Source organism: Aeromicrobium sp. HA (assembly GCF_027171405.1).
Classification (GTDB): domain Bacteria; phylum Actinomycetota; class Actinomycetes; order Propionibacteriales; family Nocardioidaceae; genus Aeromicrobium; species Aeromicrobium tamlense.
In genome coordinates this window covers 1,564,192-1,578,558 of the sequence record NZ_CP114372.1, presented here as the reverse complement: position 1 = coordinate 1,578,558, position 14,367 = coordinate 1,564,192, and the positions used below count along the sequence as shown (strand labels likewise).

The window sequence follows — 14,367 nt, the reverse complement described above, 5'->3', positions numbered from 1 at the left end:
GGGTTGAGTCACACGGACGGCCGCGAGGCCTGTAGGGGGGCAATGCTTGCACGTACCCGGTGGTCGGCGAAGAACTCCTCGAGGCCCATCGGGAGCCGGATCCGCCAGTTGGGATACTCGTCGACCGTCCCGGGAAGGTTGGGCTGCTGGACCTGGCCCGCGGCGTCGGCCGGTGAGCTGAGGACCAGGCGGGACGCGGCACGGGCGATCACCGCGTGGAGCGCGACGACGGGATCGTCCTCGTCGATGCCCTCGGCGCGGAGCAGGTCGAGCATGGCTGCACGATCGGCCGCGGCCTCGGCGTAGGCCTCCTCCGCCGACCCGGCCAGCAGGCCGAGCTCGGCCTGCACGCGGACGCGCTCGTCCCGGAGCCAGCCGGTGGCGGTGGGCAGGTCGTGGGTGCTGATGCTGGCCATCGTCTCGGGCTCCCACCGATCCGGCGGCACGTGAGGCTGGCCGGGCGCCTCCCAGTCGCGCTCGAACCAGAGCACGGCCGAGCTCAGCATCCCGCGCTCGTGCATCGTCTCGGTGACCACGTCCTCGACGGTCCCGAGATCCTCGCCCACCACGATGGCGCCGGCTCTCCACGCCTCCAGGGCCAGGATGCCCAGCATGACGTCCGCGTCGTAGTGGACGTAGGTGCCGCGGTGGGCCGGCTCGCCCGGCGGGATCCACCACAGTCGCCAGAGGCCGGCGATGTGATCGACACGGATGCCGTCGGCGTGGCGCAGGACGCTGCGGATGACGTCGCGGAAGGGCGCGTAGCCCGAGGCGGCGAGCCGGTCCGGGCGCCATGGATTCAGCCCCCAGTCCTGGCCGAGCGGGTTGAAGGCGTCGGCCGGACACCCCACCCGGACGTCGGAGGCGAAGGCGTCCTGCTGCGCCCAGGCGTCCGCGCCGCCCGGATCCACGCCGACCGGCAGGTCGTGCACGATCCCGACGGCCATGCCCGCCTCGTGTGCGGCCGCCCGCGCCGTGTCGAGCTGCTCCCGGCACAGCCCTTGGAGCCATGCATGGAAGGCGATGCGATCGGCGAGCGAGTCCTGCGCCTCGGCCACGGCGTCCCCGGCCGGGTCCCGCAGTGCCTCCGGCCACTCGCGCCAGTCGGCCCCGTGCAGCTCCGCCAGGGCCGAGAAGGTGGCGAACGCCCTCAGGTCAGGGTCGATCTGCTCCTGGTTCGGCGGTCGGGTCGCCCAGAGCAGCTCGAGAGCGTCCAGCTTCGCGGTCCAGACCTCGTCGTAGTCGATCAGCTCCGTCCTGGAGTCGGGCCTGAGCGCCAGCACGTCCCGCCGGGTCGTCTCGTCCGCTTCGAGGAACGCCGCCGTCTCGGTGACCCGGAGGTAGAGCGGGTTGGCGTAGCGCCGGCTGGACGGGGAGTAGGGCGACCGCTGCAGCGGCTTCGAGGGCACGAACGCCTGGACCGGGTTGACGAGCAGCACCCCAGCGCCCTGCTCGGTGCCGGCGCGCCGGGCCATCTCGGCGAGGTCGCCGTAGTCCCCCATGCCCCAGGACCGGTCGCTGCTCAGCGAGTACAGCTGCAGCATCCACCCCCACGTCCGCGGCACCTCGGGCATCCGGCTCGGCGCGACGATCAGGGTCACGTCCTGGGTGTCCGTCATCAGTCGGTGCCACCCCAGCGGCAGGTCGGAGAGGCGCTCCACGCGTGACGAGGTGCCGTCCTCGAGCACCAGCGTCGCCGGGACATCCAGCTCGCGTGTGGCGCCGTCGGTCATCACGATCGTCGGCGGGAGGGCGGCCCGCGCCTCCCTCTGGCGCACCGCCTCGAGCTCACGCCGGATCGCCTCCGGGCCACTCGCGTCGACGCCGAGCTGGGCCAGGACCGCCCCGACGATGTCGTCGTCCACCTGCACCATCTGGCGATCGGAGCCACGGAACGACGTGGCGACGTGGTGCGCGGCCGCCAGGTCGGCCAGCGCGCGGGAGGTCGTCACCCGTCAAGCATGGTCGGCTTCGACGGCCGCCGCCAACCGAGGAGTGCGGGTTCCGACTCCCCGACCGGATAGAGTCCGGCCATCGATCGAGGAGAAGATGCTCGTGTTCACCCAGCGTCATGACTCACGTCCCGCACTCCAACAGGCCTTGGACGCAGCCTCCGGGCTGAAGCCCGGTTCCTGGGCCAGCGTCGAGGCACTGTCCATGCTGGCCGTCGAGGCGAGAGCCCAGGGACGTCCCGAGGCGGACGACCTGTACGCGACCGCACGGAAGGCCGCGCAGGGCCTGAAGCACGGGTCGGTCGAGAGCGTGCGGGCCCTCACCTGGCTGGCCCGAGCCGAACGCGATCCGGGGCGCACCCCCTGATCACCGGGGTCGCCGGAGAGGGCCGTCAGCTCGAGGACACCGAGTGACTTTCACTCCACGGTGAGGTCCGGCGCCCGAGACGTGCCGCTGGCGGCTGACGGAGTAGGCGAGTGACCCGTCAAGCGTCAATCCTTGTCAGGAGTCACGATGGCGAAGTCCGGGTCGCCCGGATCGAGCACGCCCGCGAGGCGGGACAGAACCGTCGCATCGCCACTGAGCTCGATGCCGGCGGACGCCAGCCTCTCCGCCGTCACGTCGCCCAGGGCGAGCGCGGGGAGCGAAGCTCGGGTCGCGGTCAGGGGTGGCGTCGGCTCCAGTCGGCTGCTCACCCTGATCGGGCTGACGGGGGTCATCGTGACGGCGCCCGGACCGTGGGAGAGCCGGCCACTCGCCGAGTCCCGAGGCAGGGACGCCTGGACTCCCTTGCTCGAGGTGCTCCTGGTCGCCGCGACCTTGGGCTGGGTCTCCGCACACGGCGCCACCGTTCCGGCCGCACATGCAAAGTGGCCCCGTCTGCGTTTGCGCAGATCAGGGGCCACTTCGCAGGTGTGTCCGAGGGGGGACTTGAACCCAAGCGTGATCCCTTGGCATTCCAGGCAGAATCCGTTTCTCCCTGCAATTCCACTGCGCGGTTACCTACCGTTGTGTCCCGTTACCTCGGGACTGTGCCCCCTGGGGGTGCACCGATCTTCAGTTCGTGTTGTCGAGAGTAGTCGTCACCCCATTGCTCCCCGGCGGGCAGGCTATGGCCTGTTCGCCGCGCCGTTCCCGGACGCTCGCAAGACTCCGACTGCGAACTAGAGCGAGCACGGTCGACATCCCTCCGTCAGCGCACCACAGTTCAGTTGTCACCACAATGGCTGACTGCCGAATTGCCACACAAAGCTGACGGTGGTCGGTGTAGGGACGCTCCATCGACGGCGCATACAGGGACAGCGTTTCGAGGAAGTCCTCGAACTTCTCCTTATGGGGGTGGTAGGCGTGAAGCGCTTCTTCAAGGGCCGCGGCTGCGACTGCGGAGTCGTCCCCGTCGAGAATCCGACGGGCCGCGGCGGTAACCTCTGGCGCGATTGCCATCGAACCATCACCCTCACAACGTGCATCGGTCCCAAGTCGCGGATGGCGACCCAGTCCTTATCTTGATAGACGCGGATCGTGCCGTTCGGGCGCATTATCGTTCTCGTCGGGTTGTCGAGGATGTCACATACGGCGAGACCACGCGGACGCTCGGATCAACACCACGCGTTGTGGGGACCCGACTGCGGGAGCCAACGTGCCGCACCGCGTCAGACTGGTTTCTTGCTCAGAGCGCGATCACGTCGCTCTCACCCAGCGGTAATCCCGACCACAAGGTCCTCAAAGTCAGGCTCGCCCTCGCCGTCACTGCACCTGAGCACCAAAGCTGTTGGTTCGTCAGATCGATCGACCTGAATTGCGGAGTTGCCTAGCCAGGCTTGAGTCACGTCGAGGCCGCCGCGCCAGACGTTCCAGAGCTTCAGCGTGGTGCTGCGCCCCGTCGCGTGAACCGTCACAGTGACAGTTTGAGGAGCCGTGTCCGTCCACAGTACGAAGTCAGTGGCCTTGACTCCGTCAATCTCCAACTCGCCTCCGCGGCAACGCAACTGCACGCCCTGCACCGGGCGTGGCTTGAATGCGAGGAACTGAAGGCGGAGTTGGTCCGGCACACTCTCGAACTCGAGAAGTCCGTGGAGCGTCATACCCTTCCACTCGATGACATTGGATTGCTGCTCGGCGAAGGTGGCAGAAAGGTCGGTCACGGTCAGTACCCCGGGAATCTGAATGGATCGACGTTCGCATGGTCTTGCGGCCAACGCGGGACAACATTGGTTCCGCCGTCGCGGTACGGGATGGGTTCATGGCTAAGTTCCATGGACTCTAGCCCGCCCTTGTCGCGGTTGTATCGCTGCGGTGCGAGCCCACGCCTCATACGGTCGAGGTTGGCCGCGCTCCAGTTATCGATCTGCGGTTTCGCGGCTTCGTTCTTCCAGAACCGCCCCCTGACGGTCGACCATGCCGGCGCATCGCCTGCCTTGGTCAGCGCATTAATGTCCTGGCCGGTGCTCCAGCCCAGCCTGCTACCCGCGGTTGCGGCCGTCTGCGTGACTTCGTCGCTAAGGCGCGCAAGCTTCGCGGCGCCCGCTGCGGCACCCACGCCAGGGAGCATGGCTGCGGCAGAGAGCAGGGCGTTGGAGGTGTCCCCCTCGATGAGGTAGAGGACTGCATCGGCCCCGTCGGCGAACTCACCTATGCCCGGGATGAGCCCCGCAATCGCGAGCGAGGTGTGTACATCGGAGGCGTTCCGGGGCCGAAACAACAAATGGCCCTGACCGCGTTCCCGCTGGTCAGAGCCATCTGGTCAATCTGTGTCCGAGGGGGGACTTGAACCCCCATGCCCGTAACCGGGCACTAGCACCTCAAGCTAGCGCGTCTACCAATTCCGCCACCCGGACAGGTGCGTTGTTCAACAGCAGTGAACTCTATCAGGCCCCTCGCGAGGCCATGAAGAAGGCCCCGGGAAGTATGAGTTCCCGGGGCCTTCGGATCGATGGTGCGTGATGGCTGCCTTCGTTTCCGGTCGCCCGTAAGGTTCCTTCCCACACCTGCATCACCAGGGGTGCTGCGTCGGGCTTGCGCCGTCTACGTGGAGGGAGTCGGGGCTTCCTTCCCGCTCTCCCGGAGGAGTGCGTGAGTCATTTCTAGGGCACCGTGACCCACGACACAAGAGCCATTTTCGAAGTCACCGCAGGAATTTTCGCGTCCACAGGTTGTCCACACTCACTCGCGCTCCGATCCACAAGCCGTCCACAGCCGCCGTCCACACCTGTGGATCACAGGACCTGCGCGACGGCGTGGATGACGAGTCCCGCGAGGCCTCCGACGACCGTGCCGTTGATGCGGATGAACTGCAGGTCGCGGCCGACGTGCAGCTCGATGCGCTCGGCGGTCTCCTGCCCGTCCCACCGCTCGACCGTCGCCGAGATGACCGTGGCGATCTCGGATCCGTAGTGCTCGACCACGTAGGCCGCGGCGTCGCCGGCCCAGCCGTCGATGCGGGCGGCGAGGGCGGGGTCGGACTGCAGCCGCTCCCCCAGGGTCTCGATCTCCTCGACCACCCGACGACGCAGCACGCCGTCCTCGGCGGCGAGCGCATCGATCAGTCCGCGGCGGAACGAGTCCCACAGCTTCACGGCGGTCGTGGCGGCCTTCGTCTGGGTCAGCAGACGCTCCTTGAGGCGCTCGGCCCGCGCCATCGCCTCGGGGTCGTGCTGCAGGTCGTGCGCGAGCGCGACCAGCCAGTGGTCCAGCGCGATCCGGGCGTCGTGGCGCGGATCGTCGCGGATGTCCTCCACCCACGTGAGCACCTCGCGGAACAGCCGCTCGGCGATCAGCGCGTTCGCCCAGCGCGGGGCCCAGTCGGGCGCGCGGGCGATGATCAGGTCGGTGATGCGCTCGGGGTGACGCTGCAGCCAGCCGTGCAGCTCGTCCAGGCCGAGGTCGACCAGTCCCGTGTGCGCCCCTTCGTCGAGGACTTCCGCCAGCAGCTGGCCCACCGCGGGGCTCAACGGCTCCTCGAGCATGCGCGGCACGATCAGCTCGGTGACCACCGCCTGCACGTCCTCCTCCTTGACCCGCCCGAGCAGGTCCGAGGCGACCCGAGCGCCCTCGTCGACGAGCCGGTGCGCGCGACCCGGCACGCCGATCCACGCGCCGACACGCTCGGCCGGGCCGGCGGCGGCGATCCGGTCGCGGATGACGTCCTCGCGCAGGAAGTTCTCCGAGACGAAGTCCTGCAGGCTCGCGGCGAGCTGGTCCTTCTTCCGCGGGATGAGCGCCGTGTGCGGGATCGGCAGCCCCAGCGGGTGGCGGAACAGCGCCGTGACGGCGAACCAGTCCGCGATCGCGCCCACCATCGCGGCCTCGGACGCCGCGTTCACGTATCCCCACGCCCCGTCGCGACCGTGCGTCAGCGCGAAGACGATCGCGGCGACGACGAGCAGCGACGTGGCCAGCGTCCGCATGCGCCGCAGGCCCGCGCGCCGCGCCTCGTCGTCGCCCGTCATCGGCAGCACCGGGCTCATCACATCCGTCATGGCGACACCCTAGGCGCGCGCGCTCGGCGAGGCGCGCAGGCGATCTCCACCTAGAATCTGGCGCATGACGTTCAACGAGGGCGCACGCCTCGACACGAGCCAGGTCACCGGCGGCAAGGGCGGCGCCGTGATCGGCGGCGGCATCGGCGGCCTGGTCCTGATGCTGCTGTTCGCGTTCCTCGGGGGCAACCCGCTCGACGGCGGCTCGTCGTCGGGCTTCGACGTCAACCAGATCCTCACGGGCGGCAGCAACTCCTCGTCGATCGACGTCAGCGAGTGCCAGACCGGCGCGGACGCGAACGAGAACGACGTCTGCCGCATCGTCGGCACCGTGAACAGCGCCCAGGACTACTGGACCGACGCGCTGCCGGCCGACATCAACCGCCAGTACCGCGAGGCGCAGACCGTGATCTACTCCGGCGCCACGCAGTCGCCGTGCGGCACCGCCTCCAACCAGACCGGCCCGTTCTACTGCCCGTCCGACGAGCGCGTCTACATCGACGCCTCGTTCTTCGACCAGCTGAGCAGCCAGTTCGGCGCCGACGGCGGCAATCTCGCGCAGATGTACGTCGTCGCCCACGAGTACGGCCACCACGTCCAGAACATCCTCGGCATCCTCGCCCGCGGTCAGGACGGCCAGACGGGCCCGCAGAGCGGCGGCGTCCGGATCGAGCTGATGGCCGACTGCCTCGCCGGCGTCTGGGCCCACCACGCGGCCAGCACGCAGGACGAGCAGGGCACGGCGCTCATCCAGCCGCTGACCCGGGCCGACATCGAGTCGGCACTGTCGGCCGCAGCCGCCGTCGGCGACGACCACATCCAGGAGACGCTGGGCGGCGGCCGGGTCAACCAGGACTCGTGGACGCACGGCTCGAGCGAGTCCCGTCAGCGCTGGTTCACGACGGGCTACGAGTCCGGCAACCTGAACTCGTGCGACACGTTCAACACGAACGACCTGTGACGACCGCACCCCGGCGCCTGCGCGCCGAGGTCTGGATCGTCCTCGGCCTGTCCCTCGGCCAGTCCGCCGTCTACGCGGTCGTCAGCCTGCTGCGCAAGCTCTACGAGGGCTCGTTGCGCGACGCCACCGCGAGCCTGAACCAGTCGCGCGACGCGATCCCCTGGATCGACCTCACGTACCAGCTGCTGGCGATCGGCTTCGCGCTCGTGCCCGTCGCGCTCGCGCTCTACCTGCTGAGCCTCGACCAGGCTCCGCCGGTGCTCCGGCGGCTCGGGCTCGACCGCGGTCAGCCGTGGCGCGACCTCGGCTTCGGCGCGGCCCTCGCGGCCGTCATCGGCATCCCCGGGCTCGCGGTCTACTTCGGCGGCCGTGCTCTGGGCATCACCGCCGACATCGTGACGAGCCCCGAGCAGCTGTACTGGTGGTCGGTGCCCATCCTCATCCTCTCGGCCGTGCAGAACGCACTGCTGGAGGAGGTCATCGTCGTCGGTTACCTGATGCCCCGGCTCAAGCAGTTCGGCTGGGGACTGCCGGCGATCATCGCCACCTCGGCCCTGCTGCGCGGCAGCTACCACCTGTACCAGGGCTTCGGCCAGTTCCTCGGCAACGCGGCGATGGGCGTCGTGTTCGCGTGGTGGTTCCACCGCACCGGACGGGTCATGCCGCTGGTGATCGCACACACCATCCTCGACGTCGTCGCGTTCGTCGGGTATGCCCTCTTCGCCGACGCCATCGGCCTCCGGTGAAGATGGGAGCGATGAGACTCGAGTTCGACCCCGCCCTGCCGATCGCCGCCCGGCACGACGAGATCCGTGACGCCCTCCGCGACCACCAGGTGGTCGTGGTGGCCGGCGAGACCGGATCGGGCAAGACGACGCAACTGCCGAAGATCCTCGCCGAGCTCGGCCGGAAGCGGATCGCGCACACCCAGCCGCGCCGGATCGCCGCGCGCTCCGTGGCCGCCCGCATCGCACAGGAGGTCGACGTCGAGCTGGGCGCCGAGGTCGGCTACGCCGTGCGCTTCGACGACCGCTCCGGCCCCGACACGGTCATCCGGCTGGTCACCGACGGCCTGCTGCTCACCGAGCTGCAGCACGACCGCCGCCTGCAGCGCTACGACACGATCGTCATCGACGAGGCTCACGAGCGGTCACTCTCGATCGACTTCCTGCTGGGCTACCTGCGCGAGCTGCTCCCCCGCCGCCCCGACCTCAAGGTCGTCGTCACGTCGGCCACGATCGACGTCGAGCGGTTCGCCCAGCTGTTCAGCACCCCCGAGCGACCCGTGCCGGTCATCGAGGTGAGCGGCCGCACGTACCCGGTCGAGGTCCGCTACCGCCCGCTCGAGCGCGACGACGACGTCATCGACGGGATCGTCAGCGCCGTCCGCGAGCTGCCGCGCGAGGGCGACGTCCTCGTGTTCCTGCCCGGTGAGCGCGACATCCGCGACACCGCCGAGGTCCTCGAAGGCACGTCGCTCGGCGACGTCGTGCCCCTCTACGGCCGCCTCTCCGCCCATGAGCAGCAGCGCGTGTTCCAGACGGGTCCGCGACGACGGATCGTGCTGGCCACCAACGTCGCCGAGACCTCGATCACCGTCCCCGGCATCCGGTACGTCGTCGACCCGGGCCTCGCGCGCATCTCCCGCTTCAGCGCCCGCCTGAAGGTGCAGCGGCTGCCCATCGAGCGGATCTCGCAGGCCAGCGCCGCCCAGCGCGCCGGCCGCTGCGGCCGCGTCGCCGACGGCATCTGCATCCGCCTCTACGACGAGGAGGACTTCGAGTCCCGCCCGGAGTTCACCGACCCCGAGATCCAGCGGACCAACCTCGCCAGCGTCATCCTGCAGATGGCCGCGCTCGACCTCGGCGACATCCGGGAGTTCGGCTTCCTCGACGCGCCCGACCACCGTGCCGTCGCCGACGGCCTCACGCTGCTGCGCGAGCTCGACGCGCTCGCTCCGCGGCTCGACGGCGGCGATCGACTGACGAGGATCGGTCGCACGATGTCCCAGCTGCCGCTCGACCCCCGTCACGCGCGCATGGTGCTGGCCGCCGACCGGCTGGGCGTCCTGCCCGAGGTGCTCGTCATCGTGGCGGGACTCTCGATCCAGGACGTGCGTGAGCGCCCGCTCGACAAGCAGCAGGCCGCCGACACGATGCACGCGCGCTTCCGACAGCCCGACTCGGACTTCCTGAGCCTGTTGAAGCTCTGGGGCTACCTGCAGGAGCAGCGTGACGAGCTCTCGCACACGAAGTTCCGCCGGATGTGCCACGACGAGTTCCTGCACTACCTGCGCGTGCGCGAGTGGGCCGACGTGAACTCCCAGCTGCGCCGCACGGTGCGCGAGCTCGGCCTCAAGCCGGGCAAGGTCCGCAGCGAGCCCGACGCCGACGCGATCCACCGCGCCCTCCTGCACGGCCTGCTGTCGCACGTGGGCCTGCGCGACGCCGAGACCCGCGAGTACCTCGGCGCCCGTGGTGCGCGCTTCATGGTCTTCCCCGGCTCGGGCCTGGCGAAGAAGCCGCCACGCTGGCTGATGGCCGGCGAGCTGGTCGAGACCTCGCGCCTCTTCGCGCGCGACAACGCCCGCATCGACCCGGCGTGGATCGAGAAGGCCGGCGGCCACCTGCTGAAGCACCAGTACTCCGAGCCGCGCTGGTCGGCGAAGCGCGGCGCGGCCGTGGCCACCCAGCGGTCCACGCTCTACGGCCTGCCCGTCGTGGTCGACCGCACGGTGATGCTCGCCCAGCACGACGCCCCGCTGGCCCGCGAGCTGTTCATCCGGCACGCGCTCGTGGGCGGCGAGTGGCGCACCCATCACCGCTTCTGGCAGCGCAACCAGGACCGGCTCGCGACGATCGAGGAGCTCGAGGAGCGCGTCCGCACCCGCGGCATCCGGGTCGAGGACGAGGCCCTCGTGGACTTCTACGACGCTCGCGTCCCCGCCGACGTCGTCTCGGTGCGCCACTTCGACGCGTGGTGGAAGAAGCAGCCCGACAAGCGCATCCTCGACTTCACCGACGACCTGTTCCGCACCGACGTGGACGCGGAGGCGTTCCCGACGTCCTGGACCTCGCAGAGCGCCGACTTCGACGCCGTGCTCGACGTGTCCTACCGCTTCGACCCGCAGGCCGCCGACGACGGCATCACGATCACGGTGCCGGTCGACGACCTGCTGACGATCGACGGCGACGAGTTCGCGTGGGGCGTGCCCGGCCGGCGTCTCGAGCTGGTCACCGAGCTGATCCGTGGACTTCCCAAGTCCGAGCGACGGCGGTTCGCGCCGGCCGCGCAGTCCGCCGAGCGCGTGCTGCCGTCGCTGGACACGTCGCGCGACCTGCGCGGTGAGCTGGGGCGCGCCCTCGAGGTGGACCCCTCGCTCATCGACCCCGCGGCGCTGCCGGCGCACCTGCGCCCCACGTTCCGCGTGGTCGACGGCGAGAAGGAGCTGGCCTCGGGCAAGGACCTGGAGGCGCTGCGGCGGGAGCTGGAGCCGCGCCTGCGCCGCGACCTCCAGCAGCGCGCCCGGCGCGAGGAGCGCACGGGCATCAAGGACTGGGACTTCGGCGAGCTGCCCGTCAGCATCACCGCCGGTCAGGTCACCGGCTACCCCGCGATCGTCGACGAGGGAGACAGCGTGGCGCTGCGGGTGCTGCGCACCGAGGCGGAGCAGCGCGTCGCCACCGTGCACGGCACGGCGCGGCTCATCGCGCTGTCCACCGGCTCACCGCTCAGCACGGTCGGGCGGGCGCTGTCGCTGCAGGACAAGCTGCTGCTGTCCACGTCGCCGCAGGGCGACGCGGCGGCCGTCATCGAGGAGTCGTGGCTGACGGCGCTGGACCACCTCGTGGTGCAGCACGGCGGTCCGGTGCGCGACGAGGCCGCCTACCGCGCCCTGCGCGATCTCGTGCGCGCCGATGCGGTGCCGCTGACGGAGCGGATCGTGCGCCAGGTGATCACGGCGTTCCAGGCACTCGGCGACCTGAACCCCGGTACCGGCGAGGCCGCCGAGGACGTGCGCGTGCAGGTCTCGTGGCTCGTCCACCCCGGGTTCATCCGCGACATGGGCGCCGACCAGGTGGGCCGGCTCGCGGTCTACCTGCGGGCCGCGGCCAAGCGCCTGACGTCCACGAAGGACGCCGGCGAGATCTGGGACCTCGAGGCACGGTTCCACGAGCGCACGAAGGACCTGCGCCCGTGGCAGCGCCTCACGCCGCCGGTGCGACGCGTGCGCTGGATGCTCGAGGAGCTGCGGGTGAGCACCTTCGCGCAGGAGCTGCGGGCCGTCGGGCCGATCTCGCCCCAGCGGGTGGCGAAGGCGCTCGCCGAGATCTAGCTCAGCCGACGCCGAGCAGGTCGATCACGAAGACCAGCGTGCGACCCGAGAGGCGGTGTCCGCCGCCGGCGGGGCCGTAGGCCAGCTCCGGCGGGGCGATGAGCTTGCGACGGCCGCCGACCTTCATGCCGGGGATGCCCTGCTGCCAGGCGCCGATCAGCTGGGGCAGCGGGAAGCGGGCCGACTGGCCACGGTCCCAGGAGGAGTCGAACTGCTCGCCGGTCTCGAAGTCCACGCCCACGTAGTGGACGTCGACGACGCCGCCGTTGACCGCCTCGTCGCCGTCACCGATGGTGATGTCCTCGATCACGAGGTCGGTCGGGGCGGGGCCGGGGGTGAAATCGACTTCGGGCTTTTCACTCATGTCTGCCATCCTTGCACGCATGCGCGCGACAGTCCTTCACTCCCCCGGCGACATCCGACTCGACACTCTCCCCGATCCCGACCTCGAGGCCGACACCGACGCGATCGTGCGCGTCGTGGCCGCGTGCGTGTGCGGCAGCGACCTGTGGCCCTACCGTGGGCTCAACAAGCCGCAGACCGAACCGCACCAGATCGGCCACGAGCACGTGGGCGTCGTGGAGCGGGTCGGCAGCGACGTCTCCGCGCTCTCGGTGGGCGACTTCGTCATCGCGCCCTTCATGTACAGCGACAACACGTGCGTCCACTGCCGCAACGGCGTGCAGACCTCGTGCGTCAACGGCGGTGGCTACACCGGCTGCCAGGCCGAGCTGGTCCGCGTCCCGCAGGCCGACGGCACCCTCGCCACCGTCCCGGGCGAGGTCGGCGACGACCTCCTGCCCCACGTCCTGGCGCTGACCGACGTGTTCCCCACGGGCCACCATGCGGCCGTCAGCGCCGGCGTCACCGCCGGCTCCACCGTCGTGGTCGTCGGTGACGGCGCGGTCGGCCTCTCGGCGGTGCTGGCCGCGAAGCGCCTCGGTGCCTCCACCGTGGTGGCGATGTCGCGCCACGCCGACCGGCAGGCGCTCGCCACCGCGTTCGGCGCCGACCACATCGTGGAGAAGCGCGACAAGGAAGGCGCCGCCGAGGTGCGCGAGATCCTCGACGGCATCGGCGCCGACGCCGTGCTGGAGTGCGTGGGCACGAAGGAGTCGATGAAGCAGGCGTTCCTGTCGCTGCGCCCCGGTGGCACGGTCGGCTACGTGGGCGTCCCCCACGGCGTCGAGCTCAACGTCCCGGCGATGTTCGGCCGCAACCAGGGCCTCGCCGGCGGCGTCGCGCCGGTGCGCGCGTACCTCGACGAGCTGCTGCCCGAGGTGCTCTCGGGCGACCTGCGGCCCGGCGCGGTCTTCGACCGCACGTTCGCCCTCGACGAGGTCGCCGACGCCTACACGGCGATGGACGAGCGGACCGCGATCAAGGCGCTGCTGCGTCCCTGATCGCGGCCCATCGGGTCACCGCAGCTGCGAGCTGCTCAGGCCCAGCAGTCGTCGCGCGACGATGAGCTGCTGGATCTGCTGCGTGCCCTCGAAGATGTCGAGGATCTTGGAGTCGCGCGCCCACTTCTCGAGGAACTCGGTCTCGCTGTAGCCCAGCGCGCCCGCGAGCTCGACGCACTTGAGCGTGATCTGGTTGCCCGCGCGGCCGGCCTTCGCCTTGGCCATCGAGGCCTGCAGCGAGTTGGCCTGCCGGTTGTCGGCCATCCAGGCGGCCTCGAGGGTCAGCAGCAGCGCGGCCTCCCAGTCGGCCTCCATCTGGAGGAACTCGGCCACGACGTGCGGCTGGAGGGCCGGCGCGCGGTCGTAGTCCACGACCAGGCCCGACTGCTCGATGAGGTCGCGCATGACCTCCAGCGACGCGCGGGCGCAGCCCACGGCCATGCCGGCGACGAGCGGCCGGGTGTTGTCGAACGTGGCCATCGCGCCCGCAAAGCCCTGCTTCGTGTCGATCTCGGGGCTGCCGAGCAGGTTCTCGGCGGGCACGCGGCAGTTCTCGAGCACGATCACGGCAGTGTCCGAGGCGCGGATGCCGAGCTTGTGCTCGAGGCGCTCGACCCGGATGCCGGGCAGCGACTTGGGCACCACGAACGACTTGACCGCGGCGCGGCCGAGCGACTTGTCGAGGGTGGCCCACACGACCACCGAGTCCGACCGCTCGCCCGACGTGACGAAGATCTTCTCGCCGTTGAGGACGTAGTGGTCGCCGTCCTTGATGGCCGTGGTCTTGATGGCCGCCGAGTCCGAGCCGAAGCTGGGCTCGGTGATGGCCATCGAGGCCCACGTGCCCTTGAAGCGCTCGGCCTGCTCGTCGGTGGCGACCGAGGCGATCGCCGAGTTGCCCAGCCCCTGGCGGGGCATCGACAGCAGCAGGCCGACGTCGCCCCAGCACATCTCGATGACCGAGAGCACCGATGCCATGTTCGTGGCGTTGCGGACGCCCTGGTCCTTCTTCTTCGTGTCGTCCTTGACGCGCACGCCGGCGGCACCGGCGCCCGTGCTGTTGCCCGACTCGTTGAGGCCGTCGATCAGCGAGGCCAGGAGGTCGAGCTCCTTGGGGTAGCTGTGCTCGGCCAGGTCGTACTTGCGCGAGTTGGCGCGCAGGAACTCGTTCGCGACGTCGTGCGCCTGCTGGACGAAGCCGCGGAACTTCTTGGGGGTCTCGAGGTAGATCATGAT

Annotated in this window: 13 protein-coding genes and 1 tRNA gene; 5 read left to right on the top strand and 9 right to left on the bottom strand. The window is 70.2% G+C overall.

Annotated elements, in window-relative coordinates; genetic code table 11:
• Nucleotides 1-8: 8 nt before the first annotated feature.
• Nucleotides 9-1,952, bottom strand: a complete 1,944-nt coding sequence (malQ, locus tag O3S82_RS07705) for a 4-alpha-glucanotransferase (RefSeq protein ID WP_269306753.1) — start codon at nt 1,950-1,952, stop codon at nt 9-11.
• Nucleotides 1,953-2,157: 205 nt separating this feature from the next.
• Here malQ and O3S82_RS07700 point away from each other — a divergent pair, with 205 nt between their 5' ends.
• A complete protein-coding gene (locus tag O3S82_RS07700) occupies nt 2,158-2,319 on the top strand; it encodes a hypothetical protein (RefSeq protein WP_269306751.1) in 162 nt (53 codons plus the stop codon).
• Between the two features lie 125 nt (nt 2,320-2,444).
• Here the strand turns inward: O3S82_RS07700 and O3S82_RS07695 are convergent, their stop codons facing one another.
• The 6 genes from O3S82_RS07695 to O3S82_RS07670 all read right to left on the bottom strand — a co-directional run bounded on the left by O3S82_RS07695 (nt 2,445) and on the right by O3S82_RS07670 (nt 6,431).
• Nucleotides 2,445-2,648: an alkyl sulfatase C-terminal domain-containing protein gene (locus tag O3S82_RS07695; protein WP_269306749.1), complete on the bottom strand. Its 204-nt coding sequence runs from the start codon at nt 2,646-2,648 to the stop codon at nt 2,445-2,447.
• A 361-nt stretch (nt 2,649-3,009) separates the two neighbouring features.
• Nucleotides 3,010-3,396 (bottom strand): hypothetical protein, encoded by a 387-nt coding sequence (locus tag O3S82_RS07690; RefSeq protein ID WP_269306747.1) that lies wholly within the window; start codon nt 3,394-3,396, stop codon nt 3,010-3,012.
• Nucleotides 3,397-3,644: 248 nt separating this feature from the next.
• A complete protein-coding gene (locus O3S82_RS07685) occupies nt 3,645-4,097 on the bottom strand; it encodes a hypothetical protein (RefSeq protein WP_269306745.1) in 453 nt (150 codons plus the stop codon).
• A 2-nt stretch (nt 4,098-4,099) separates the two neighbouring features.
• Entirely contained in the window at nt 4,100-4,492 is a 393-nt protein-coding gene (locus O3S82_RS07680) for a hypothetical protein (protein ID WP_269306743.1), read from the bottom strand.
• A gap of 212 nt (nt 4,493-4,704) precedes the next feature.
• Nucleotides 4,705-4,790 (bottom strand) — tRNA-Leu (locus O3S82_RS07675).
• 378 nt (nt 4,791-5,168) lie between these two features.
• Entirely contained in the window at nt 5,169-6,431 is a 1,263-nt protein-coding gene (locus O3S82_RS07670; protein WP_269306741.1) for a DUF445 domain-containing protein, read from the bottom strand.
• A 64-nt stretch (nt 6,432-6,495) separates the two neighbouring features.
• Between O3S82_RS07670 and ypfJ the strand changes: the two genes are divergently transcribed.
• From ypfJ to hrpA, 3 genes are read left to right on the top strand one after another with little or no spacing between them, the layout of a single operon-like run.
• Entirely contained in the window at nt 6,496-7,392 is an 897-nt protein-coding gene (ypfJ, locus tag O3S82_RS07665; RefSeq protein ID WP_179424697.1) for a KPN_02809 family neutral zinc metallopeptidase, read from the top strand.
• Nucleotides 7,389-8,138, top strand: a complete 750-nt coding sequence (locus O3S82_RS07660) for a CPBP family intramembrane glutamic endopeptidase (protein WP_269306738.1) — start codon at nt 7,389-7,391, stop codon at nt 8,136-8,138. The genes ypfJ and O3S82_RS07660 overlap by 4 nt, the downstream gene beginning before the upstream one ends.
• 11 nt (nt 8,139-8,149) lie before the next feature.
• Nucleotides 8,150-11,728, top strand: coding sequence for an ATP-dependent RNA helicase HrpA (gene hrpA, locus O3S82_RS07655; RefSeq protein ID WP_269306736.1), 3,579 nt, complete (start codon nt 8,150-8,152; stop codon nt 11,726-11,728).
• A gap of 1 nt (nt 11,729) precedes the next feature.
• Here the strand turns inward: hrpA and O3S82_RS07650 are convergent, their stop codons facing one another.
• The gene (locus O3S82_RS07650) at nt 11,730-12,092 is read right to left on the bottom strand and encodes an FKBP-type peptidyl-prolyl cis-trans isomerase (RefSeq protein WP_179424703.1); all 363 of its coding nucleotides are present in this window, start codon (nt 12,090-12,092) and stop codon (nt 11,730-11,732) included.
• A 19-nt stretch (nt 12,093-12,111) separates the two neighbouring features.
• Between O3S82_RS07650 and O3S82_RS07645 the strand changes: the two genes are divergently transcribed.
• Nucleotides 12,112-13,131 carry a zinc-binding dehydrogenase gene (locus tag O3S82_RS07645; RefSeq protein WP_269306732.1) on the top strand — a complete coding sequence of 340 codons (1,020 nt, stop codon included), beginning with the start codon at nt 12,112-12,114 and terminating at the stop codon, nt 13,129-13,131.
• A 15-nt stretch (nt 13,132-13,146) separates the two neighbouring features.
• Here O3S82_RS07645 and O3S82_RS07640 read toward each other — a convergent pair whose 3' ends face one another.
• Nucleotides 13,147-14,364 carry an acyl-CoA dehydrogenase family protein gene (locus tag O3S82_RS07640; protein ID WP_269306730.1) on the bottom strand — a complete coding sequence of 406 codons (1,218 nt, stop codon included), beginning with the start codon at nt 14,362-14,364 and terminating at the stop codon, nt 13,147-13,149.
• Nucleotides 14,365-14,367: the final 3 nt, after the last annotated feature.